Raw genomic sequence first — 21,949 nt, forward strand, 5'->3', positions numbered from 1 at the left:
GGCGGGAAGCCGCTGAGGCGCACCGGCTTCGCCCAGACAAACGATCGTGACCCGCGCCGTGAACAGCTCCTCCGCACCGCGCAAAACCCTCTGCTCCATTACAATACGCGCGCCGCTCAGCGCCTCAAGGCTTGTGCGGACGACCAGCTCATCGTCGAATCGCGCCGGACGCAGATACTCGGCCTCGACCCGGCGCACGGCAAAGACGATCCCCGCCGCCTCCTTGAGCGCCACCTGATCGATCCCGAGGCTGCGGATCCATTCCGAGCGCCCGCGCTCGATGAATTTCAGATAGTTGGCGTAATAAACGATCCCCGCGAGATCAGTATCCTCGTAATAGACCCGGATCGGCCAGTCATGCGCCATCAGGGCCCGCCTCCTCGTCTTCGTGGCCGGCCTCGCCAACCTCGCGGCTCAGGGCCTGCACGGCGCGCTCGGCCTCTTGCTGGCGCAGATTGGCCCGCGCGGCCAGCCGCAGCGCATGGGCCGGATCACGCGCGACCGCAGGCAATGTCGGGTCGTAGCCTGCGGCAATCACCGCTGCGATATCGGGGCGCAGAACCGTGACGCCCTGCACATTGGCCAGCGGTGAGCGCTCGGTGAAGGCGGTGTCGGACCACAGCACGATGGACTGCACCGCCTGCTGCAGCGCGATCACCTCGGCGGGCACCTCATCAAGGGCCGCCGACATACGGACAAAGGCAAAACAGGCCCGGATCGCCCCATCTGCGTCAAAGCGGAACACCCGGTATTGCGTGGCGTCCTGACCGTCGAGCCGCATCACCAGATCATGCAGCCCTTCGACGAGGTGATCGAGATTGGGCACCTCCAGCAATTCCTGCCAGTCGCGGAAGAAAAAGATCATCAGGTTCGCGCCCAGCTCCGGGTCGGTCTCGGCCATCTTATGCCCCGAGAGCGCCGCGACCGCCTCGACCGCGCCCTTGACCGTGGCCAGCGTGCCCGCCTCGACCCCGAAGACCACCGGCACAATCGGCCGCCCCCAGCGCGCAAAGAGGTAATCCCCCGAGGCGCGGGTAAACAACGCCTGCACATCCTTGTCCGAAATCTGCGCCTGATCGCTCATGCCTGCTCCTCGCCCGGTTCGCCCTCAACCTAGGGGATCACGGCGCGGGCGAAAAGGGGGGCGCGGCGATGGCCCGCCCTGCCGCCTTCAATGCTTGCCGCCCTGTTTTCGCCCGCCTATAAGGGCGCCATGTTCTGGCTGGCGCGCATATCTCGAATTATTGGCCCGGCACTCTGAGATCTCAGGGTGACCGGGTTTCGACGGCCCAGCCACAGGCGCGGGCGAGAGCGCGCCACCCCTTCTCCCAAGGACGACATTCCATGAGTTCCGACAAGACTTCCACGACGACCGCCCCCGATTATCGCGGCACCGTCTTCCTGCCGCAGACCGATTTCCCGATGCGCGCGGGCCTGCCCGCCCGTGAACCCGAATGGCTGGAGCGCTGGGAAAAGATCGGGATCTACGACCGCCTGCGCGAGAAAGCCGCGACCGGATCGCGCTCGCCCTTCACGCTGCATGACGGCCCTCCCTATGCCAATGGCCATCTGCATATCGGTCACGCGCTGAACAAGACCATCAAGGACATGATCGTGCGCTCGCATCAGATGATGGGGCGCGATGCGCGCTACGTGCCGGGCTGGGATTGCCACGGCCTGCCGATCGAGTGGAAGATCGAGGAACAGTATCGCAAGAAAGGTCTCGACAAGGACGCCGTCGATATCGTCGATTTCCGTCAGGAATGCCGCAAATTCGCCGAAGGCTGGGTCGATATCCAGCGCGAGGAGTTCAAGCGTCTGGGCATCACCGGCAATTGGGACGATCCCTATCTGACGATGAATTTCCACGCCGAGGCCGTGATCGCCGAGGAATTCATGAAATTCCTGATGAACGGCACGCTCTATCAGGGCTCCAAACCCGTGATGTGGTCGCCGGTCGAGAAAACCGCGCTGGCCGAGGCCGAGGTCGAGTATCACGATCACACCAGCCACACGATCTGGGTGCGCTTCAAGGTTCGGCGCGGCGGCAATGCCGAGATGCCGACCGAAGACGCGGCGGAATATGACGATGCCGATCAGGCGCTTCTGGCCGATCAGCTCCATGATGCGACGGTCGTGATCTGGACGACGACGCCTTGGACGATCCCGCAAAACCGCGCCGTGTCGTTCAACCCGAAGATCTCTTACGGGCTTTACCGCGTCGATGCGCTGGCCGAGGGCTCGACTGCGACCGAGGGCGAGACACTGCTGCTGGCGGATGCGCTGGCCGAGGCCGTGATGGATCAGGCGAAGGTCGCAGAGCATTCCCGCCTGCGCGATGTCTCGTCTTGGGAGCTTGAGGGGCTGACGCTGGCCCACCCCTATGCGGGCATTGAGGGCGCGCAGGGCGAGTGGGATTACGACGTCCCGATGCTGCCGGGCGATCACGTCACCGATGAGGCGGGCACGGGCTTTGTGCATACGGCCCCCAGCCACGGCGATGACGACTACCAGTTGGGCCTCAAATTTGGCCTGCAGATGACCTATAACGTCGAGCCCGATGGCAGCTACCGCAAGGATCTGCCGATCTTTGGCGGCGAGGCAATCATCGCGCAGGACGGCAAGGACGGCCCGGCCAATGTCTCCAACATCAAGCAGCTAGCCTGGGCAGGCGCGCTGCTGGCGAAGGGCAAGCTCAAGCACTCCTACCCGCATAGCTGGCGCTCCAAGGCGCCGCTGATCTATCGCAACACCGCGCAATGGTTCGCCGCGATCGACAAACCGATCGAGGACGGGATGGACAGCTATGGCGACACGATCCGCGCCCGCGCGCTCAGCTCGATCGAAAAGCTGGTCAAGTTCACGCCCGAGAAGGGCCGCAACCGCCTGCATTCGATGATCGAGGGACGCCCGGACTGGGTGCTTTCGCGCCAGCGGGCTTGGGGCGTGCCGCTGACCTGTTTCGTGAAAACCGGCGCCAAGCCCACCGACCCGGATTTCCTGCTGCGCAATGCCGAGGTGAACGCGCGCATCACCGCCGCCTTCGAGACCTCGGGCGCCGATGTCTGGTATCAGACGGGCTTCAAGGAAAAGGTGCTGGACGGGCTGGTGAACCCCGATGCGTACACGCAGGTCTTTGACGTGCTCGATGTGTGGTTTGACAGCGGCTCGACCCACGCTTTCGTGCTGCGCGACCGCGCCGATGGCACCGAGGACGGCATCGCGGATGTCTATATGGAAGGCACCGATCAGCATCGCGGCTGGTTCCAGTCGTCGCTGCTTCAGGCCTGCACCACCAAGGGCCGCGCGCCCTATCGCAACGTGGTCACGCATGGGTTCACGCTCGACGAGAAGGGCATGAAGATGTCCAAATCGCTGGGCAACACCATCGTGCCCGAGGAAATCGTCAAGCAATATGGCGCTGATATCCTCCGGCTCTGGGTGGCCCAGACCGATTACACCGCCGACCAGCGGATCGGGTCCGAGATCCTGAAAGGCGTGGCCGACAGCTATCGTCGCCTGCGCAACACGCTGCGCTTCATGCTGGGCAACCTGCATGATTACGACCCGCAAGAGCAGGTCGCGCCCCGTGACATGCCCGAGCTGGAGCGCTGGATCCTGCATCGCCTGTCCGAGCTGGATGTCGAGGTGCGCGAGGGCTATGCGCAATACGACTTCCAGGGCGTTTTCCAGACACTCTTCACCTTCTGCACGGTGGAACTGTCGGCCTTCTATTTCGACATCCGCAAGGACGCGCTTTATTGTGATCCGGTCACCTCGACGCGCAGGCGTGCGGCGCGCACGGTGCTCGATCTGATCTTCCACCGCCTGACGACGTGGTTCGCCCCGATCCTCGTCTTCACGATGGAAGATGTGTGGCTGGCACGCTACCCCGGCGAGGACAGCTCGGTGCATCTGCAAGACATGCCCGAGACGCCCGCGGATTGGCACAACACCGCGATGGCCGAGAAATGGGAAGGGATCCGCCGCGGTCGCCGTGTCGTCACCGCAGCCCTCGAAGTGCAGCGCAGCGCCAAGGAAATCGGCGCCTCGCTGGAAGCCGCGCCGATCGTGCATGTCGAGGATGAGGATCTGGCCCATGCGATGCGCTCGGTGGCCTTTGCCGATCAATGCATCGTCTCGTCAATCTCGGTGACCACCGACCCGGCCCCGAATGAGGCGTTCCGCCTCCCCGAGCAACCGGGCATCGCGGTGGTGTTCGAACGCGCCGAGGGGGAGAAATGCCAGCGCTGCTGGAAGATCCTGCCCGATGTCGGCTCGCATAAGCATCCCGCGACCTGCAAGCGCTGCAACGACGCGCTGGGATAAGAAACAAAACCGGATCGCCCTGCGGGGCGATTCGGTCACGCGCCTCCAGATCAGATCCGCATGAGATCAGAAGCTGGGCTTGGCGTCGTCCGAGCAGCTCGGCATGTCGCCTGCATGCGCCCGCTTCACAAGATGCCCGTTCTCAATATGGATCGGCTGGAAGGGCGGCTCCTGAATGCCGGGCTGGACCTGACGCACGAGATAGCAACCCGCGAAATGCTGCGTCTTGCCGTTGTCGAGGGTCGAATCCACCGTCACCGGCACCGTCGTATAGATACTCCCGGCAGCCCCTTCGCTTTGGACCTTGCCGATCTGCACGTGGACATCGCTTGTGGACGCGTAGCCATGGACGAAATCGTCGTATTGACCCTTCTGATAGCTCTCGGAGAAATAGCTCCACGCGCGGGCATATTGGTGCAATTCCAGCGCATTATAGAGCGATGAGACCACATCCGTCGGGGTCGAGCGATTGTCGAGATAGGCAGGCGGCGCGGCCATCGCGCCCGTCGCAGAAAGGCTCAGTGCGAGGATGAGGGGGGCTACGCGCATCGCGGTCTCCTGTCTTGTCAGTCGTCAGGTCGGACCCAACGCGCAAGAGCCGCCTCAGGTCCGCTCCGGCACGATCTGTTGAACAATCCCGACCAAAAGCAGGTAGAGCGAGGTCACGACCAGCCCCCAATGCGCCCAGCTTGACGGATCGAAATTGCCCCAAGCCGACCAGCCCGCAAAGAAGGTCCAAAGCAACGCAATAGGCAAAGACAGCTTCCGCCAGCGCTTTGTGCGCACCGGATGGATAAATTTGAGCGGCAAGAACATCGCGACCGCCAACGCCAGCACCATGATCAGGATCGTCCAATAGCCCGGCTTGAGCGCGAACAGCACCAGCACCAGCATGTTCCAGCAGCCCGGGAAGCCCTGGAAGGAATTGTCCTTGGTCTTCATCCGCGTGTCCGAGAAATACACAACGCTCGCATAGGTGATCGCGATAATCGCAAACCACCCAGTCCAATCCGGCAACAGCCCGGATTTGAACAGCGCGAAGGCCGGAATGAACACATAGGTCAGATAGTCGATGATCAGATCCATCAAGACGCCGTCATAGACCGGCGCATTGGTCTTCACATCGAAGCGCCGCGCAAGCGGGCCATCGATCCCGTCCACCGCGAAGGCCACGACGAGCCAGAGAAACATCAGGCTCCATTTCTGATCTGCCGCCGCCAATAGCGCGAGCATCGACAAGACGGCGCCGGTCGCGGTGAGCAGATGAACGAGAATGGCTTTGATGCGTATATCCATCTCTCCGTGATGCCGTATTCTGAACGCAGGGGCAAGCAGCCAGCGCGGGGTTGCGCGCAGAGCCGCCAGAATAAGCTGCGCTTATTTTTGGGCTCCTGAACAAAGCGATGCTTATCTGCGCGCGCCTAGCTGCGCGGATGGGCCTTGTCGTAGATCTCCATCAGCCGCGCGGAATCGACGGCCGTGTAGATCTGCGTCGTGGCCAGACTGGCATGGCCGAGCAATTCCTGAATCGTGCGCAGATCCCCGCCTGCGGCGAGAAGATGCGTCGCGAAACTGTGGCGCATCGCATGCGGGGTCGCAGTCGCAGGCAGCCCCAGCGCCATGCGCGCACGCGCCATCGCCCCCGACACGAGCCGCGGGTTGAGCGGGCCGCCGCGCTTGCCGCGAAACAGCGGCTGGCCGGGCTCGGCGGGATAGGGGCACAGCCGCAGATACTCGGCCACCGCCTCGCGCGCGGCGGGCAGCACGGGCACCAGCCGCTCCTTGTCGCCCTTGCCGCGAATGCGCAGCACCTCGGGCATCGGGTGAGCGGCGCCGGTGAGCCCCAGCGCCTCCGAGATCCGCAGCCCGCAGCCATAGAGCAGCGTCAGAACAGCGGCATCGCGCGCCGCGATCCACGGCTCCATCGCCTGCGTCTCGACCTGCGCGATCATGTCCGTGGCCCCGCTCTCGGAGAGCGGACGGGGCAGCTTGCGCTGATATTTCGGCGCACGCGCCAGCAGAACGTGGCTTGCGTCAAACCCGTCGCGATCGGCCATCCAGCGGATAAAGCTTTTCACCGAGGACAGCGCGCGGGCCATCGAGCGCGCCGACAGGCCACGCCCCCGCTCATGCGCCATCCAGGCCCGCATATCGGTCGGCCCGAGCGTCGCCAGCCGCGCCGTGCCGAAGCCCTCACCGTGATGGTTTTGCAAAAAGCCCAGAAACCCCGCGACATCGGCGCGGTAGGCCTCGACCGTGTTTTCCGAGGCCCCGCCCAGCGCGCGAAGATGCGACAGCCATTGCGCCAGCGCCGCCCCGAGACCGGGCGCCAGCATCAGGCGAGCCAGCGCCGCATCGCGCGCTCGAACACGCCCGAGAAGAAGGCCAGCAGGTCCGTGCCCTGCGAGGGCTTGAACTGATGCGGGTCCTCGGCCCCCATCACCAGCATCCCCGGCAGCCGCCCCTCGCCCAGATCGAGCCGCATCAGCGCCTCGGAGCGGATCCAGTTGGCGGCATCGGCATAGATCGCCTCAGAGCCCGGCACGGTCTGGCGCAGCACGACACTGCGCGGCGTCCCACCCCGTCCGGCCCGCATATATTCATGGACAAAGCCCGGCTCGGCCACGCAAAGCACATTGCCCAGCGTGCTCAGGGCCGGGTCATTCTCGGTCTGCGTGCTCTCAAGCACCAGCCGGATTGAATCGACGCGCAGGATCTCGGCCACATCGGCGCTGAGATTGGTGACGAAGCCCGGAAAATCGACCGGCTCGAGCATCCGCAGAACGGCGCGGTGGATCTGATTGGTCCCGGCGAGGTTCTCATAGGCGGCCGCGATCACCGAGCGATGGGTGTCCTCCAGCCGGTCCAGCCGCGCCTCAAGCCGCGCCATCGCGACGCCGCGCAGATCGACGATATTGCCGCCCATCGCCGCTTCATTGGCCGCCACCAGCGCGCGCATCAGATCGCGATCTTCGAGAATCACGTCGGGATCAGAAATGATCTTGTCGCGGAGTTGCTCCACGAGGGCCGTATTGGTCATGCCGTTCTCACTGCTCGGTCGATTTGCCGTTCTTTTGTCGCGAGCTTACACGACCCGGGCCGATTTGCAGAGGCAAAAACGGGCCGGCGCGAGAAAAGAGCTGTTGGTGGGCGATGGGACCACGGCGGGTTACGGCTGTCGCCGGATCTTTGGGCGTGGCGCGGGGCGGGGCGGGCTTGGCGCTCTGGCAAAGGGCATCTAGGGCGCGTTGCGGAGTTCGGTGGAGCCTGCGCTGGAGGTCGGCGTGGAGGCGTTTGCAGACAGTAGATGCGAAGGCGTGCTAGCTTTTCTGCACACATTCAAAAGGACAAACCATGGCCATTTTACGCGTGGGTGGAACCGCAGTGGACTACGAGTTGGGGCTCTTAAAGAAGATTTTGGCTTTGCTTGATATGGAGTTGTCTCAAGTGAACGCTGCAATCAAGCAATCTCAAGATCCTGAAAGCGATGGACTGTTGGACCTGGGAGAGTTCCTGATTGGAAGCGGGTTCGTTGCGGTACAGCGCTACATCAATTCGACAAGGGTAGACTTTGGAGTCTCTAAGGAGGATGCCTACGATAAACCACCGATGTTTAACAAAAGCATCTCTACCGTCGCTGCTATCAACGCTATCGCAAATTACTGGAAACATAGCTCCGATTGGGATGAGCGCGAACGGAAGGGCGAAGAGCCCAGCGAGCAGGGTTCCTCCAAATGGACAATACAACATCTCGAAAGCGTGGGGGATCTTAACGATTACCCTTGTGCCAACGCTCTTGCCTTAATGTCGCCAGGGAAAGACCTCGCACTATCTAACCTGACATCGGTACTGATAGAGTGGCGAGAGGGTCTGTGGGCAGGCAGATCAGGCACAGCTGAATGACCGCTCCGTCCCGCATAGCCGCCCTTACTCCCGATAAACCACCCCCCAAAAACAAAAGGCCCGCCAAAATGACGGGCCTTTGTTATATCTCGTACGGTAAATCTCAGACGATTTTCTGGCCCGTGGCGTCCCAGTCCTTGAGGAACTGTGCCAGACCCTTGTCGGTCAGCGGGTGGTTGGCCATTGCCTTGATCACGTTCGGCGGTGCGGTGATCACGTCGGCGCCGATGCGTGCGGCATCGGTGATGTGGTTGACCGAGCGGATCGATGCGGCAAGGATCTCGGTCTTGTAGTCGTAATTGTCGTAGATCGTGCGGATATCCTCGATCAGCTGCATGCCGTCGAGGTTGATATCGTCCAGACGCCCGATGAAGGGCGAGATGAACGTGGCACCGGCCTTCGCGGCGATCAGCGCCTGAGCGGCCGAGAAGCACAGCGTGACATTGACCATATGGCCTTCGGATGCGAAAGCCTTGCAGGCGGTCAGCCCGTCCCAGGTCAGCGGGACTTTGATCGTGATATTGGGGGCGATCTTGGCGAGCTTGTTACCTTCTTCGATCATCTGTTTCGCCTCGGTGGCGACGACCTCGGCCGAGACCGGGCCTGCGACCATGTCACAGATTTCCTTGGTCACTTCGAGAATGTCGCGGCCCGATTTCAGGATCAGCGAGGGGTTGGTGGTGACGCCATCGACCATGCCCAGATCGTTGAGCTCCTTGATCGCGGCAGTATCAGCGGTATCGACGAAGAATTTCATCCCATGTCTCCTTGGCGGCGGTTGTGCGTTTGTTAGCGCAAAACGGGTCGCGTTGAAAGGGTCGAAAACCCGGGCTGCGTGCGCTTTCGCGTGGCAAAACGCATGGGGGCGGCGGGCGCGTCTGGGTCGCCAGACGGGGGGCTGCGATGTCTGAGCCCAGCTGGTTTGAGGAAGGCGCGCGCCTGTCGGTTCTGACCGCAGAGCCAATCGGCAAGCCGCTCGATTATCGCGCGCCCGAGGGGGGCTGCTGGGAGGGGGCCTTTGTCGAGGTGCCCCTTGGGCCGCGCCGGGTGCTCGGCGTCGTCTGGGGGCCGGGCGATGGCGATTTCGACATGGCCAAGCTGCGCGCGGCGAACCGGGTCTTCGATGTCGCCCCGATGCGCACAGAGCTGCGGGATTTTCTGGTAAAGATGGCCGACTACACGATGACGCCGCTGCCGCAGGTCTTGCGCTTGGCCACGCGCGCGCCGGGCTTGGGCGATCCGCCGGGGATGCGCAAGATCTACCGGCTGGGCGATCACGAGCCCGCGCGGATGACCGATGCGCGGGCGCGCGTGCTCGAAGTGCTCGAGGCGCATGGCGGGGCGGGCTATCATCTGGGTGAGCTGGCGCAGCTTGCGGGGGTCACCACGCAGGTGGTGAAGGGGCTGGTCAAATCCGGCGCGGTGATCGAGACCGAAGTGCCGCGCGATCTGCCCTTTGCGCGGCTCGATCCCAACCGTCCCGGCAAGGCTCTGTCTGAGGCGCAGGCGCAAGCGGCGCAGGCCCTGCGCGCCAGTGCGGGCGGCTATTCGACGACGCTTCTGAAAGGCGTGACCGGCTCGGGCAAGACCGAGGTTTATCTTGAGGCGGTGGCGCAGTGCCTCGCGCAGGGGCGGCAGGCGCTGGTGCTGCTGCCTGAGATCGCGCTGAGTTCTGAGTTTCTCGCCCGCGTCGAGGCGCGGTTTGGCGCACAACCCGGCGAATGGCATTCCGGTGTCACCCAATCCGAGCGCCGCCGACTGTGGAAGGCCTGCGGGTCGGGCGCGGTGCAGCTTGTGGTCGGCGCGCGCTCAGCGCTGTTCCTGCCGTTCCGCGACCTTGGGCTGATCGTGGTCGATGAAGAGCATGACAGCTCGTATAAGCAAGAAGAAGGCGTGCTGTATAACGCGCGCGACATGGCGGTGCTGCGCGCGGCTCAGGCGGGCTCGCAGGTGGTTCTGGCCTCGGCCACACCCTCGCTGGAAAGCTGGGCCAATGCGCAGGCGGGCAAATATCAGCGCCTCGATCTGGGCGCGCGTTTCGGCACGGCGGAGATGCCCGATATGGGCACGATCGACATGCGCGACGAGGCGCTGGAGGCCGGGAGTTGGATCGGTCCGAGCCTTGTGGCCGAGGTCACCAAGCGCATCGCCGAGGGCCAGCAATCGATGCTGTTTCTCAACCGGCGCGGCTATGCGCCGGTCACGATCTGCCGGGCCTGCGGGCATCAGATCGCCTGCGATCACTGCGATGCGCGCATGGTCGAACACCGGTTTCTCAAGCGGCTTGTCTGTCATCAATGCGGCGAGACCAAGCCCATCCCCGAGACCTGCCCGAGCTGCGGGGTGAGCGGCAAGCTGGCCCCTGTCGGCCCCGGTGTCGAGCGGCTGGCCGAAGAGGTCACGCGGCGCTTTCCCGAGGCGCGGCTGGCGGTGCTCAGCTCGGATCTCTTCGGCTCGGCCCGCGCGCTCAAGGAGAGCATTGTCGAGATCGCACAGGGCGGGGCCGATATCATCATCGGCACACAGATCGTGGCCAAGGGGCACAATTTCCCCAAGCTGACGCTTGTGGGCGTGATCGATGCCGATCTGGGCCTGCAGGGTTCGGATCTGCGGGCGGCGGAAAAGACCTTTCAGCTGATGCGGCAGGTCGCGGGGCGTGCGGGCCGCGCCGAGGATAAGGGCATCGCGCTGCTCCAGACCTTCCAGCCCGAGCACCCGGTGATCCGCGCGATCCTGGGCGGCGACGAAGAGGCCTTCTGGGCGCAGGAAGCCGCCCAACGACAGGCGCAGGGCGTGCCGCCCTATGGCCGGATGGCCGGGATCATCCTGACGGGCGAAGAGCTCCAACCGCTCTTCGATCTGGGCAGCCATCTGGCGCGCAATGACGGGCCGCTGCGGCGGATCGGGGCGCAGGTCTTCGGCCCGGCCCCTGCCCCCGTGGCCCGCGTGCGTGGGCGCCACCGGGTGCGGCTGCTGATCAAGGCCGAGAAAGGCGCGCCGCTGCAATCGGCGATCAAGGCGTGGCTCAAGGGCATCCGACTGCCCCGCACGGCCCGTCTGGCCGTCGATATCGACCCGCAAAGCTTCATGTAGCTTCAGCCGATGATCCTCCGCACGGATCAGCGCGGGACGCCGACGAGACCACGCAGAAGAAATCCGCTAGAGGGCATGGGAGAAGTGCAGCTGCGGCGATCCGTCCGGGGCGGGATGGCGCAGGGCCGCCACGCCGAACACATCGGCCAGCAGGGTCTCGGTCAGCACCTCGTGGGGGCAGCCCGTGGCGACCAGCCGCCCGCCCAAGACCACCCCGATCCGGTCGCAGGCTGCGGCCTGATTGAGGTCATGCAGGGCGACGACGCGGGTGATGGGCAGTGCCCGGACGAGCGCCAAGAGCGAGAGCTGATGTCGGATATCGAGATGGTTGGTGGGCTCGTCGAGCAGCAGCAGATCGGGATCCTGCGCAAGGGCGCGAGCGATATGAACGCGCTGGCGCTCGCCGCCTGAGAGCGTATGCCAGAGGCGATCTGCGAAGGCCGTCATCTCGACGGCCCGCAAAGCGCCCGTGACGGCGGCATCATCGTCAGCGCCCCAGCCCCGCAGCGGGGAGAGATAGGGCGTGCGCCCAAGCGCGACCGCATCCCGGACGCTCAGGCGGTCCGTCGTGTCGGCCTGTTGCTCCACGAAGGCAATGCGCCGGGCGCGGCTGCGGGCGGGCATGGTGCTCAGATCTGCGCCATCCGCGAGAATGCGGCCCGATACGGGCCGCTGCAGCCCCGCAAGGCAGCGCATCAATGTGGATTTGCCCGACCCGTTGGGGCCGATGAGACCGAAGAACTCGCCGCTCTCGACGCAGGCCGAGATGTCCTTGAGGAGCGGCGTGCGGTGGACCCGCGCGGAAAGCATCCGGACCTCGATCTTCATCGCCGCGCCCCCCGTATAAGGATCAGCGCGAAGGCGGGCGCACCGACAAGCGCCGTCACCACCCCGATGGGCAGGACCTGTCCCGGCACGAGGATGCGGCTGATCACATCGGCGGCGACGAGGAACACCGCCCCCGCCAGCGCCGAGGCCGGCACCAGCCGATCGTGGCGCGTCCCCACGAGAAAGCGCATGGCATGGGGCACGACGAGGCCCACAAACCCGATCGCGCCCACCTTCGAGACGAGGACGCCGACCATGATCGCGGTGGCGGTGATGAGGCTGCCACGCAGGGCCGGGACATTGATCCCGAGCGCCGCCGCGCCATCCGCCCCGAAGGTGAACGCATCAAGCCCGCGCCGATGCCAAAGACACAGCGCAATGCCCGCGAGGGACACGAGCAGGCACGCGCCGACATCCTCCCAGCGGATGCCCGAGAGATTTCCCATGAGCCAGAACATGATGCCCCGCGCCTGCTCTGCATTGGCCGAGCGAGCGATGGTGAAGGCGGTCAGGGCGTTGAACATCTGCGAGCCTGCGATCCCGGCGAGAATGATCGCGGCCGCCGCTTGGGTCGCGCGGCCACCGCCTGTGCCTCCGCTGACCGCATGGGCCAGAAGGACGACGCAACCAAAGGCAAGCAGCGCCCCGCAGAGCGCGCCAAGCGACATCGAGACCACCCCGCCGCCGATGCCCGCCACCGCCACAAGGACCGCGCCCGTCGAGGCACCCGCCGAAAGCCCCATGAGATAGGGATCGGCCAGCGGGTTGCGCAGGAGCGCCTGAAGGACGACGCCGGTCAAAGCGAGCCCCGCCCCGCAGCAGGCCGCGACAATGGCCCGCGGCAGGCGGTAGCTCCAGATGATCCCGGCCTCGATCCCGTCCACGGGATAGCCTGCGCCCCAGAGGTGGTTCGCAAGCGTTCGCAGCACCACCGTGAAGGGCAATCGAGTCTCTCCGATGGCCGTGCCCGCAAGGATCGTTGCCCCCAGCAGGAGAGGCGCAAGCCAAAGCCCGCGCCCCACGGCAACACGCCCGGAGGCGAGTGCCACGGTCATTGGAAGGACATTTTGGATAGGGCGTCGGAAAGCGTCTCCAGCCCGTAGATCGAGCGCATCGTCGCGCTCATGGCATGGGCGTCCATCTGCACGATCCGCCCCTCCCGCACGGCGGTCATCTGGCTTGCCACGGGGTCGCTGCGCAGAAATTCCAGTTTCTTGTCAACATCGTCTGCGGGATAGCGGCGACGATCCATATAGGCGATGACGATCACGTCCGGATCGGCGCGCGCAATGCTCTCCCAGCCGACCGTCGGCCATTCTTCGTCGGATTTGATGACATTCTCGATGCCCAGTTTCGACATCATGTAGCCCGGCGCGCCGAGCCGCCCGGCGACATAGGGATCGGTCTGCAGCTCGGGGGAGGAGAACCAGAACACCGCAGAGAGATCCTTTGGCAGATCGAGCGCCTTGGCACGCGCAATGGCCCGGGCTTCCGTGGCCTGAAGGTCTGAGACAAGGGCCGCGCCCTGCGCCTGCACGTCGAAGATCTCGGCCAGCTCGCGGATGCCCTTATAGACCGAGGCCGTCTCGAAGGCGCCGGTGCGCGTGCCGTCGCCGCCGGTCGAGTTGTCTTTGGTGTCGCAATCGGCGGGCAGGATATAGGTCGGAATGCCGATGTCGTGGAACATCTCGCGCGTGCCGACGCTGCCATCGGGCCCCACATGCCATTCGTATTGAACGGCGACGAGCCCGGGCTTTTTCGCGACGACGCTTTCGAAACTCGGGTCGTTATCGGCCAAGCGCTCAATGCCCGCGTTGACCTCGGCAAATTCGGGCAGGACCGGGTTGAACCAGACCGAGGTGCCCGAGACTTTCGGCGCGAGACCGAGAGAATAAAGGATCTCTGTCGCGGACTGGCCGATGGTCACGGCACTGTCCGGTGCGGCATCGAAGGAAATCTCGTAGCCGCAATTCGTCAATGTCAGGGGGTAATGCGTGTCCTGCGCATGCAGTGGCAACGCGGTTCCGGCCAGCAGTGTGGCCGCGATAAATATCTGTCTCATCCGATCCGTCCCGTCAGATTGGACCCTCAGGGATTGAGACGCGAAACGGAATGCGACCGGGCGGCCAGCTTGGTTTCCCGCCCCAGAACACCCCGTCCGGTCGTGGTTTCTCTCGTCGGCAGGTCTCCTGACTGACGGGTCGCGGCACCTCTCGCCTTCCCGGGATGGTCCCAGTGGCTCATCGAGAGGCACTCACCGCCTACAGTTGCGGGGGCAGTTCCGTTTGCCGACCGAGGCCGGAACGGATTCCCTTTCAATTCCCGAAGGAAACCGACGGCACAATCACTGGCACAGTTCCCGGCATCCGGCAAGCGGGCAAGATCCCGGATGCGCGCGCCAACGCCGCTTGCAACGCGCGGCCATCCGCGGTCTTGCCCGCAGCTCTCCGTTGCCTCAGCGCCCGCTTGTCCCCCGCAAAGATGCACAGATTTACCCGTCTCTCTGCACCTATTGCTATCTTGCAAGGCGGCGCATTCCAGCGTCTAAGGAGCGCATGTTTGGAATACGCGAAATCTCTCTGGACGAGGCCCATACCCTGCCGCGCTGGCGCAGGCCGGAGATGTTGCTTTATGTGATGGCGACCGCCATGCCGATCTCCTTTGCGACATGGTCGGCGCTGCTCAACAACTTCGTCATCGATGTCGTGCATTTCGACGGGATCGATATCGGCTGGCTGCAGAGCTTTCGCGAGGTGCCGGGGTTTCTGGCCATCGGTGTGATCGTGGTCTTATGGGTGATGCGCGAGCAGGTTCTGGCGATTGTGTCATTGCTGCTTTTGGGCGCGGCCACCGCCGTCACGGCGCTGTTTCCGAGCTTTGGCGGCCTGATCATCGTCACGCTGCTATCCTCCATCGGGTTTCACTATTTTCAGGCGGTGAACCAGTCGCTGCAGCTGCAATGGATCGATAAGGCGAAAGCGCCCCAAACGCTCGCGCGGATCGTGGCGATTGGTTCTGCGGCCTCGCTGCTGGCCTATGGGCTGCTGGTGCTGACCTGGAAGACCTTCGCGCTCAGCTATGAGTTCGTCTACGCGGCGGCGGGCCTGACGACGGTGGCGATCATGCTGGCTGCCGCCCTGCTCTATCCGCAGTTTCGCACCCGCGAGCCGCAATCGAAGAAATTCGTGCTGCGGCGGCGCTATTGGCTCTATTACGCGATCACCTTCATGGCAGGTGCGCGGCGGCAGATTTTCGTGGTCTTTGCCGCCTTCATGATGGTCGAGCGGTTTGGCCTGCGCGTTGATGAGATCACCTTGCTGTTCATGGTCAATTTCGCGATCAATATCGCGGCGGCGCCGGCGATGGGGCGTCTTGTGGCGCGGTTTGGCGAACGCCGGGCGCTGATCTGCGAATATTGCGGGCTTACGGCGTTATTCGTGGCCTATGGCGGGATCTATTGGTTCGGCTGGGGGCTGTGGCTGGCCTGCGCGCTTTACGTGGTCGATCATCTTCTGTTCGCGCTGGCCTTCGCGCAAAAGACCTATTTTCAGAAGATCTGCGATCCCGGAGACATCGCGCCCACCGCCGCCGTCTCCTTCACGATCAACCATATCGCGGCGGTCTTTCTGCCGGTGACACTGGGCTATCTGTGGATGATCTCGCCGGGCACCGTGTTCGGGCTGGCCGCCATGATGGCGCTGGTCTCGCTGGGGCTGGCGCTGCTGGTGCCGCGTCACCCCTCGAAAGGCTATGAGACCGTGTTGCAAGGGCTGGGGCCGCTGCCTGCCTGATCTGGAAATTCCCCTCCCGCTGCCTATCTAAGGAGGGACAAAGGGAGACATATCATGCTGTTTGGAAAACCCGCCAAGATCCCGTCGAAATCCGAGGCCCTGCCGGGCCGCCCCGAGGCCATGCCGCTGGCAGAGCCGCATTTCCTGAGCGGGCTCGATCTGCGCTCGGACGTGCCTGCGGGCATGGAAGAGGCGATTTTCGGCATGGGCTGTTTTTGGGGTGTCGAGCGGATCTTTTGGAACACCGACGGCGTCTGGCTGACCATGGTCGGCTATGCCGGAGGGCCGACGCCCAACCCGACCTATCGCGAGGTCTGCTCGGGCATGACCGGCCATAACGAGGTGGTCCGCGTCATCTTCGATCCGGCCAAGATCAGCTATGAGCAGCTGTTGCAGGTGTTCTGGGAAGGCCACGATCCGACGCAGGGCATGCGTCAGGGCAATGATCGCGGCACGCAGTACCGCTCGGGGATCTACACCTTCTCGCCCGAGCAAAAGGCCGCCGCCGAGGCTTCTCGCACGGCTTATGGCGCGCAGCTGGCCGCGGCAGGCTATGGCCAGATCACCACCGAGATCCTCGACGCCCCGCCCTTCTACTATGCCGAGGACTATCACCAGCAATACCTCGCCAAGAACCCGGATGGCTATTGCGGGATCGGCGGGACGGGTGTGAGCTGCCCGATCGGGCTTCAGGCGTAACGAACGGCCCGCAACCAAAGCGCAGCACGGCTGGGGGCTGTCTGCCCCCGGTCGACGCCTGCTTGACGGCTCGCGCGCTGCGGCCTAAGCCCGAGCAACGTCCGAGCAAGGAGCCGCCATGACCACCTTCACCGCATTTACCACGCTGGCCGATCGCGATGCCGCCGAGGCACTGGAGGAGCGGCTTGAGGATCTCGAGCCCGCGCCCTATGGCACCGGTGTCTTCGAGATCGAGGATGGTTCAGGCCGCTACGAAGTCTCGGGCTATTTCCTTGAAGAGCCCGATGACGTGGTTCTGACGCTGCTGGCCGTGGCGCATGGCGCGCAGCCCTTCGTCATCTCTGAGATCCCCGAGACCGACTGGGTCGCCCATGTCCGGCGCGAGCTGGCCCCCGTGCGCGCGGGTCGGTTCTTCCTTTATGGCAGCCACGATGCCGACAAGATCCCCGAAGATGCTGTGGCGTTGCGGATCGACGCGGCGATGGCGTTTGGCACGGGTCATCACGGCACGACCTCGGGCTGTCTCAGCGCGCTCGATGCGCTGGCCAGCGAGGGCTATCACTTCCACAATAGCGTCGATATCGGATGCGGCACCGCCGTGCTCGCGATGGCCGCAGCCAAGCTGTGGCCCGAACCCGTGCTGGCCTCGGACATCGATCCTGTCGCGGTTGAGACCGCCAATGCCAATGTCGCGCTCAACGATCTGGCCGGGCGCGTGAGCTGCGTCGAGGCGGCGGGATTTCACCATCCCGCCCTTGAAGCGGCAGCCCCGTTTGATCTGATTTTCGCCAATATCCTTAAGGCACCGCTGATCGCACTGGCCCCCGATATGGCGAAAAATTGCAGCGAATCGGGTGTCGTGATCCTGAGCGGATTGCTCAATGAGCAGGCCGAAGACGTGATCGCCGCCTATAAGGCGCAGGGCTTTGTTTCCAAAGCGCGCAAAGAGTTCGGCGAGTGGACGACATTGGTGATGAGCCGCAGCTAATCCGCCACATTAGCGCTCTGGAGTCCACGGCAGTTGGTCTAAACTCAATCTAAGGATTTGTGTGCAGACAACCTGTGAGATCAACATGGCGAAAACAGAGATCACTGATTTCGAGAAGCGGTTGAGTCGCATCGACCGGATTCACGAGGCGGGCGGCGCTTTCGAGGCAAGTGGCGCACTTGGGCGCAGCTATTTCGACTCGATGCGCCCGAAAGCGCGACGCGGCCTGCCCTTGCGCGGGATCGCGCTCTTTCTAGTGGGCGCCTTCCTGCTCAAGGCGGCAATTCTGGCGCAGATCGGAGCGACCGAGTACGCGGCCCGTGTCGATCTGATGGCGCAGGGCAATCTTGCGCAGCAACTGGGCGGCTGGGTTCTTCATGCCGACGCTCCGACCCGCTATCTCGCAGGTGTCATCGGCTCCATTATACACTGAAGGCGCCAGCCTCTGGCCGAAGGCATTGGCGAAATGCCTCAAGGGCGGGCGTTCTGCCCCCCGGGCGCCGCAGCAGATAGGTCACGACCTCGCCCAGCGCCACCTCCTGCACTGCCCCCTGATGGCGCACCAGATCGGCCACGCTGCGCGGCATCACGCTGAGACAGGCCCCCGCCGCCGTACAACCGTACATGGCGTGATAGGAGGGCACCTCTTGCAGCTTGAGGACACGCCCCTGCGCGCGGGCCGCGGCGGCCAGCCGATCCTGCGCAATCTCGCGATAGGTGCAGCCCGGCGCAAAGGCGGCAAGCGTGTAGAGCTGCAGGTCATCTAACGTCGCAGCTGGCGGATGGCCCGGCGGGACAAGCAACACCAGCGCCTCGCGATAAACCGGCACCGCGTCGAACTCCGTTTCCGCCAGCGCCGCATCCGAGGCGAAGGCCGCGAACGCGCAATCGATCCGATACGCTGCGAGCGCGTCGAGCAAGGCGCGGCTGGGGGCCGAGGTCAGCTCCAGCGTCACATCGGGCCAGTCGCGGCTGAACTGCGCCAGCGGGCCACTCAGACGGCTGGCGATCGTGCTCTCCATCGCGCCGATCCGCAACGTGCCGCTGGGCTGCGTCGGATCAAGACGCTGCCGCGCCTCATCGGCAAGGTTCAGGATGCGCTCGGCATAATCGAGAAACAGCCGCCCCTCTTGGCTCAACAGCATCCGCTTGTGCTGCCGATGAAAGAGCTGCGTGCCCAATTCGGCCTCAAGCTGCTGAATGCGGGTCGTGACATTGGAGGGCGCCCGCCCCAACGCGTCGGCTGCACGCGTGACGCCCTGCGCATGCGCAACGGCCCGAAAGACGGTCAGGGTGACAAGGTCCATGCCAATCTCCGCATCAGAATTGGTTATCAATAAATTCTTTAAACGAGAACCAATGTCAAATATGGTTTTCATTGAAAGAACGAATCCTTTGACCCTCCGCGAAAGGAGCTGAGATGCTGCGCCAACTGGGACTGATCCACCCGATCTTTCAGGCACCGATGGCGGGGGTATCGACGCCTGCGCTCGCAGCGGCGGTCTCGAATGCCGGAGGCTTGGGGGCAATCGGCATCGGTGCCACGGATGTGGCGGGTGCGCGCCAGATGATCGCCGAGACGCGGGTTGCGACTGCGCGCCCCTTCAACGTCAATGTCTTTGCGCATGCCACACCGCATCGCGACCCCCAGCGCGAACGTGCATGGCTTGACGCATTGGCGCCGCTTTTCGCGGAATTCGGCGCCGAGCCGCCCGCATCTCTGCGCCGGATCTATGAGAGCTTCAATGACGCGCCCGCCCTAATGGATCTGTTGATCGAGACACGCCCCGCCGTTGTCAGCTTTCATTTCGGGTTGCCCGGGCGCGCCGCCATCGAAGCCCTGCACGCCGCGGGCATCACGCTGCTTGCGACGGCCACCAATCTGCACGAGGCGCAACTGATCGCGCAATCGGGCATCGACGGCATTGTCGCGCAAGGGATCGAGGCAGGTGGCCATCGCGGCATTTTCGACCCCGACGCAGAGGACCCGCAGCTTGGCACGCTCGCGCTGACCCGCCTGCTGGTGCGTGAGACCAACCTCCCCGTCATCGCAGCGGGCGGTATCATGGACGGGGCGGGTATCGCCGCAGCACTGCGCCTTGGCGCGGTGGCAGCCCAGCTTGGCACGGCGTTTCTGGATTGCCCGGAATCCGCAGCCGACGCCGCCTATCGCCGTGCGCTACACGGACCGGGCGCGCAGGCGACCCGGCTGACCTCTGTGATCTCGGGGCGTCCCGCCCGTGCGCTGGCCAGCCGCTTCACGCAGCTTGAGCAGACAGCGCCCGACCTCTGCCCGCCCGCCTATCCGATCGCTTATGATGCGGGAAAGGCGCTGCATGCGGCAGCCAAGGCGCAGGGGGAATACGGGTTTGGCGCCTATTGGGCCGGTCAGGGCGCGCCGTTGGCCCGCGCAATGCCGGCCAGTCGCCTGATGGCCACGCTGGCGCAAGAGCTGCAAGAGACGCGCGTCTGAACGCAGGGCACAGCCATCCAAGGCCCAAAAATGCAAAAAGCTGCCCGATGGGCAGCCCTTGCGAAGTGCAGTGTCGTGACGCTTCAGCGCATGCGCGTGACGTCAAAACGGGTCAGGCCGATATCATCAAGTGCTTGGTCGGACAGTTTGGACAGCTCGTTGCGGGTGACGCGACGGTCATTCCATTCCAGCAGGCCGTTGATCAGCGACAGGATCAGGCTGGGCTGACGGACGCGGGCGCTGCGGGTGTTCATTTCCATGATCGACATGGGAGGCTCCTAGGGTTCACATCTTGCTCAAGATTGCGGCATTTCGTTTCGTGATCCGTAGATAAATCCGGCAATGTGCAAAAACAACGTACGTTCCGACAGCCCCGCCATGCAGTTTTCGCATGCCCCGGATGGTATGCAAGGCCGGTCAGGGCTAGGCGATGTTCCCTTTTCGTGCTAATTGACCGAAAAGGATAACAAACGGGGGCAGAGCGCTATGCGAGTGATCGGGATCGATCCGGGGTTGCGCAATCTTGGCTGGGGCGTGATCGAGATGGAGGGATCGCGGCTGCGCCATCTTGCCAATGGCACGCTGCATTCAGCCGGCACGGATCTGGCCAAGCGCCTTTTGGAGCTGCATCAGGGCCTCACAGCGGTGATCGTCCAGCACGCCCCCGAGGCCGCCGCCGTCGAGCAGACCTTCGTCAACAAGGATGCCGTGGCCACGCTCAAGCTGGGTCAGGCCCGCGGCATCGCCCTTCTGGTGCCCGCGCAGGCGGGGCTCGAGGTCGGGGAATACGCCCCCAATGCCGTCAAGAAAACGGTGGTGGGCGTGGGCCATGCCGACAAGGTGCAGGTCCAGCATATGGTGCGCCACCAATTGCCGGGCGTCACGTTCGACAGCGCCGATTCCGCCGATGCGCTGGCCATCGCGATCTGCCATGCCTTCCATCTGCAATCCGCAGCGCGGCTCGGGGCCGCTCAGCTCTCGCGCACAGCACTCTCTCACACCCAAAAGCGGAGGCGCGCATGATCGGTCGCATCGCAGGCACCATCATCCACCGCGCGATGGATCACGTCATGATCGATGTGCGCGGCGTGGGCTATATCATCCATGTCAGCACGCGCACCGCGCAGTCGCTGCCCCCCGTGGGCGAGGCCTGCGCGCTTTATACCGATCTGCTGGTGCGCGAAGACCTGCTGCAACTCTTTGGCTTCCCCTCGCTGCTGGAAAAGGAATGGCACAAATTGCTGACCTCGGTGCAGGGCATCGGGGCCAAGGCCTCGCTCGCGATCCTTGGCACATTGGGCGCCGAGGGGCTGGGCCGCGCCATCGCTCTGGGCGACTGGGCGGCGGTCAAGACCGCACCGGGCGTCGGCCCGAAACTTGCGCAGCGCGTGGTGCTTGAACTGAAGGAAAAAGCCCCCGGCGTGATGTCGATGAGCGCCGATCTGACCGTCGACACCACATCAGAGGTGATCGAGACGGACGCGCCCGCGAAGCCTGCGCGCAAACCCGCCCCCGCCGCCACGCCGCGCACCAATTTCACCGCCGAGGCGATCTCGGCGCTCACCAATCTTGGCTATGGCCCGTCCGACGCCGCCGCCGCCGTCGCACAGGCCAGCGACGACCCCGAAGCCGTCGACACCGCCAAGCTGATCCGCACCGCGCTGCGCCTCCTCGCCCCCAAGGATTGATCTCTTCCTCTTGATCCAAATATCCCGGGGGAGGCTGTCAAAACGCCCCGTTTTGACAGTCGGGGGCAGAGCCCCCATTGCCCCCGCCCGTCAAAGGCACGACAGTGAATGACCATGAGTGATCCTGACCCCACCCTGCGGCCCGAGCGGCTGGCCG

22 protein-coding genes and 1 riboswitch are annotated in these 21,949 nt (G+C 64.2%); of the genes, 10 read left to right on the top strand and 12 right to left on the bottom strand.

Going from position 1 to position 21,949, the window contains the following annotated elements; genetic code table 11:
• Window positions 1-366: tol-pal system-associated acyl-CoA thioesterase (gene ybgC, locus DL1_RS19020; RefSeq protein WP_038069437.1), on the bottom strand; the 366-nt coding region annotated here is incomplete at its 3' end.
• Window positions 356-1,084, bottom strand: a complete 729-nt coding sequence (locus DL1_RS19025; protein ID WP_074854766.1) for a hypothetical protein — start codon at window positions 1,082-1,084, stop codon at window positions 356-358. The genes ybgC and DL1_RS19025, both read right to left, overlap by 11 nt.
• 260 nt (window positions 1,085-1,344) lie before the next feature.
• Here DL1_RS19025 and ileS point away from each other — a divergent pair, with 260 nt between their 5' ends.
• Window positions 1,345-4,329 carry an isoleucine--tRNA ligase gene (ileS, locus tag DL1_RS19030; protein WP_038069438.1) on the top strand — a complete coding sequence of 995 codons (2,985 nt, stop codon included), beginning with the start codon at window positions 1,345-1,347 and terminating at the stop codon, window positions 4,327-4,329.
• 66 nt (window positions 4,330-4,395) lie between these two features.
• Here ileS and DL1_RS19035 read toward each other — a convergent pair whose 3' ends face one another.
• From DL1_RS19035 to DL1_RS19050, 4 genes are all read right to left on the bottom strand, one after another.
• Window positions 4,396-4,878, bottom strand: coding sequence for a hypothetical protein (locus DL1_RS19035; protein WP_051693696.1), 483 nt, complete (start codon window positions 4,876-4,878; stop codon window positions 4,396-4,398).
• Window positions 4,879-4,932: 54 nt separating this feature from the next.
• Window positions 4,933-5,625 carry a CDP-alcohol phosphatidyltransferase family protein gene (locus tag DL1_RS19040; protein WP_038069440.1) on the bottom strand — a complete coding sequence of 231 codons (693 nt, stop codon included), beginning with the start codon at window positions 5,623-5,625 and terminating at the stop codon, window positions 4,933-4,935.
• Between the two features lie 125 nt (window positions 5,626-5,750).
• Entirely contained in the window at window positions 5,751-6,665 is a 915-nt protein-coding gene (locus DL1_RS19045; RefSeq protein ID WP_038069443.1) for a tyrosine recombinase XerC, read from the bottom strand.
• On the bottom strand, window positions 6,665-7,369 hold the full coding sequence (locus DL1_RS19050) for a DUF484 family protein (protein ID WP_038069445.1): 705 nt from the start codon (window positions 7,367-7,369) through the stop codon (window positions 6,665-6,667). Before DL1_RS19050 ends, DL1_RS19045 begins: the two co-directional genes overlap by 1 nt.
• Before the next feature lie 314 nt (window positions 7,370-7,683).
• On the opposite strand from DL1_RS19050, the gene DL1_RS19060 reads away from it, so the two are divergent.
• Window positions 7,684-8,232 carry a hypothetical protein gene (locus DL1_RS19060; RefSeq protein WP_038069458.1) on the top strand — a complete coding sequence of 183 codons (549 nt, stop codon included), beginning with the start codon at window positions 7,684-7,686 and terminating at the stop codon, window positions 8,230-8,232.
• A gap of 103 nt (window positions 8,233-8,335) precedes the next feature.
• Here the strand turns inward: DL1_RS19060 and fsa are convergent, their stop codons facing one another.
• Entirely contained in the window at window positions 8,336-8,989 is a 654-nt protein-coding gene (gene fsa / locus DL1_RS19065; RefSeq protein WP_038069460.1) for a fructose-6-phosphate aldolase, read from the bottom strand.
• A gap of 146 nt (window positions 8,990-9,135) precedes the next feature.
• Between fsa and DL1_RS19070 the strand changes: the two genes are divergently transcribed.
• On the top strand, window positions 9,136-11,325 hold the full coding sequence (locus DL1_RS19070; RefSeq protein WP_038069462.1) for a primosomal protein N': 2,190 nt from the start codon (window positions 9,136-9,138) through the stop codon (window positions 11,323-11,325).
• 66 nt (window positions 11,326-11,391) lie between these two features.
• On the opposite strand, the gene DL1_RS19075 is transcribed toward DL1_RS19070, so the two are convergent.
• The 3 genes from DL1_RS19075 to DL1_RS19085 are packed head-to-tail and all read right to left on the bottom strand — an operon-like array spanning window position 11,392 to window position 14,215.
• Window positions 11,392-12,153, bottom strand: coding sequence for an ABC transporter ATP-binding protein (locus tag DL1_RS19075; protein ID WP_038069463.1), 762 nt, complete (start codon window positions 12,151-12,153; stop codon window positions 11,392-11,394).
• Complete coding sequence (locus DL1_RS19080; protein ID WP_038069467.1) at window positions 12,150-13,208, bottom strand: FecCD family ABC transporter permease; 1,059 nt, start codon at window positions 13,206-13,208, stop codon at window positions 12,150-12,152. The genes DL1_RS19075 and DL1_RS19080 overlap by 4 nt, the downstream gene beginning before the upstream one ends.
• On the bottom strand, window positions 13,205-14,215 hold the full coding sequence (locus tag DL1_RS19085; RefSeq protein ID WP_051693697.1) for an ABC transporter substrate-binding protein: 1,011 nt from the start codon (window positions 14,213-14,215) through the stop codon (window positions 13,205-13,207). The genes DL1_RS19080 and DL1_RS19085 overlap by 4 nt, the downstream gene beginning before the upstream one ends.
• Before the next feature lie 100 nt (window positions 14,216-14,315).
• Window positions 14,316-14,505: riboswitch (cobalamin riboswitch) on the bottom strand.
• 203 nt (window positions 14,506-14,708) lie between these two features.
• On the opposite strand from DL1_RS19085, the gene DL1_RS19090 reads away from it, so the two are divergent.
• From DL1_RS19090 to DL1_RS19105, 4 genes are all read left to right on the top strand, one after another.
• Window positions 14,709-15,944 carry an MFS transporter gene (locus DL1_RS19090; protein WP_038069470.1) on the top strand — a complete coding sequence of 412 codons (1,236 nt, stop codon included), beginning with the start codon at window positions 14,709-14,711 and terminating at the stop codon, window positions 15,942-15,944.
• Window positions 15,945-15,998: 54 nt separating this feature from the next.
• Window positions 15,999-16,643: a peptide-methionine (S)-S-oxide reductase MsrA gene (gene msrA / locus DL1_RS19095; RefSeq protein WP_038069476.1), complete on the top strand. Its 645-nt coding sequence runs from the start codon at window positions 15,999-16,001 to the stop codon at window positions 16,641-16,643.
• 118 nt (window positions 16,644-16,761) lie between these two features.
• Entirely contained in the window at window positions 16,762-17,631 is an 870-nt protein-coding gene (locus DL1_RS19100) for a 50S ribosomal protein L11 methyltransferase (protein ID WP_038069478.1), read from the top strand.
• Between the two features lie 85 nt (window positions 17,632-17,716).
• On the top strand, window positions 17,717-18,064 hold the full coding sequence (locus tag DL1_RS19105; RefSeq protein ID WP_038069481.1) for a hypothetical protein: 348 nt from the start codon (window positions 17,717-17,719) through the stop codon (window positions 18,062-18,064).
• Here DL1_RS19105 and DL1_RS19110 read toward each other — a convergent pair.
• Complete coding sequence (locus DL1_RS19110; protein WP_038069486.1) at window positions 18,054-18,938, bottom strand: LysR family transcriptional regulator; 885 nt, start codon at window positions 18,936-18,938, stop codon at window positions 18,054-18,056. The genes DL1_RS19105 and DL1_RS19110 overlap by 11 nt on opposite strands.
• 113 nt (window positions 18,939-19,051) lie before the next feature.
• Here DL1_RS19110 and DL1_RS19115 point away from each other — a divergent pair, with 113 nt between their 5' ends.
• Complete coding sequence (locus DL1_RS19115; RefSeq protein ID WP_038069490.1) at window positions 19,052-20,104, top strand: NAD(P)H-dependent flavin oxidoreductase; 1,053 nt, start codon at window positions 19,052-19,054, stop codon at window positions 20,102-20,104.
• An 83-nt stretch (window positions 20,105-20,187) separates the two neighbouring features.
• Here DL1_RS19115 and DL1_RS19120 read toward each other — a convergent pair whose 3' ends face one another.
• Window positions 20,188-20,373: a DUF1127 domain-containing protein gene (locus DL1_RS19120; protein ID WP_038069491.1), complete on the bottom strand. Its 186-nt coding sequence runs from the start codon at window positions 20,371-20,373 to the stop codon at window positions 20,188-20,190.
• 217 nt (window positions 20,374-20,590) lie between these two features.
• Here DL1_RS19120 and ruvC point away from each other — a divergent pair, with 217 nt between their 5' ends.
• Window positions 20,591-21,127 carry a crossover junction endodeoxyribonuclease RuvC gene (gene ruvC, locus DL1_RS19125; RefSeq protein ID WP_038069492.1) on the top strand — a complete coding sequence of 179 codons (537 nt, stop codon included), beginning with the start codon at window positions 20,591-20,593 and terminating at the stop codon, window positions 21,125-21,127.
• A complete protein-coding gene (gene ruvA, locus DL1_RS19130) occupies window positions 21,124-21,792 on the top strand; it encodes a Holliday junction branch migration protein RuvA (RefSeq protein ID WP_038069493.1) in 669 nt (222 codons plus the stop codon). Before ruvC ends, ruvA begins: the two co-directional genes overlap by 4 nt.
• The last annotated feature ends 157 nt before the right edge of the window (window positions 21,793-21,949 follow it).

Source organism: Thioclava dalianensis, from assembly GCF_000715505.1.
Taxonomy (GTDB): domain Bacteria; phylum Pseudomonadota; class Alphaproteobacteria; order Rhodobacterales; family Rhodobacteraceae; genus Thioclava; species Thioclava dalianensis.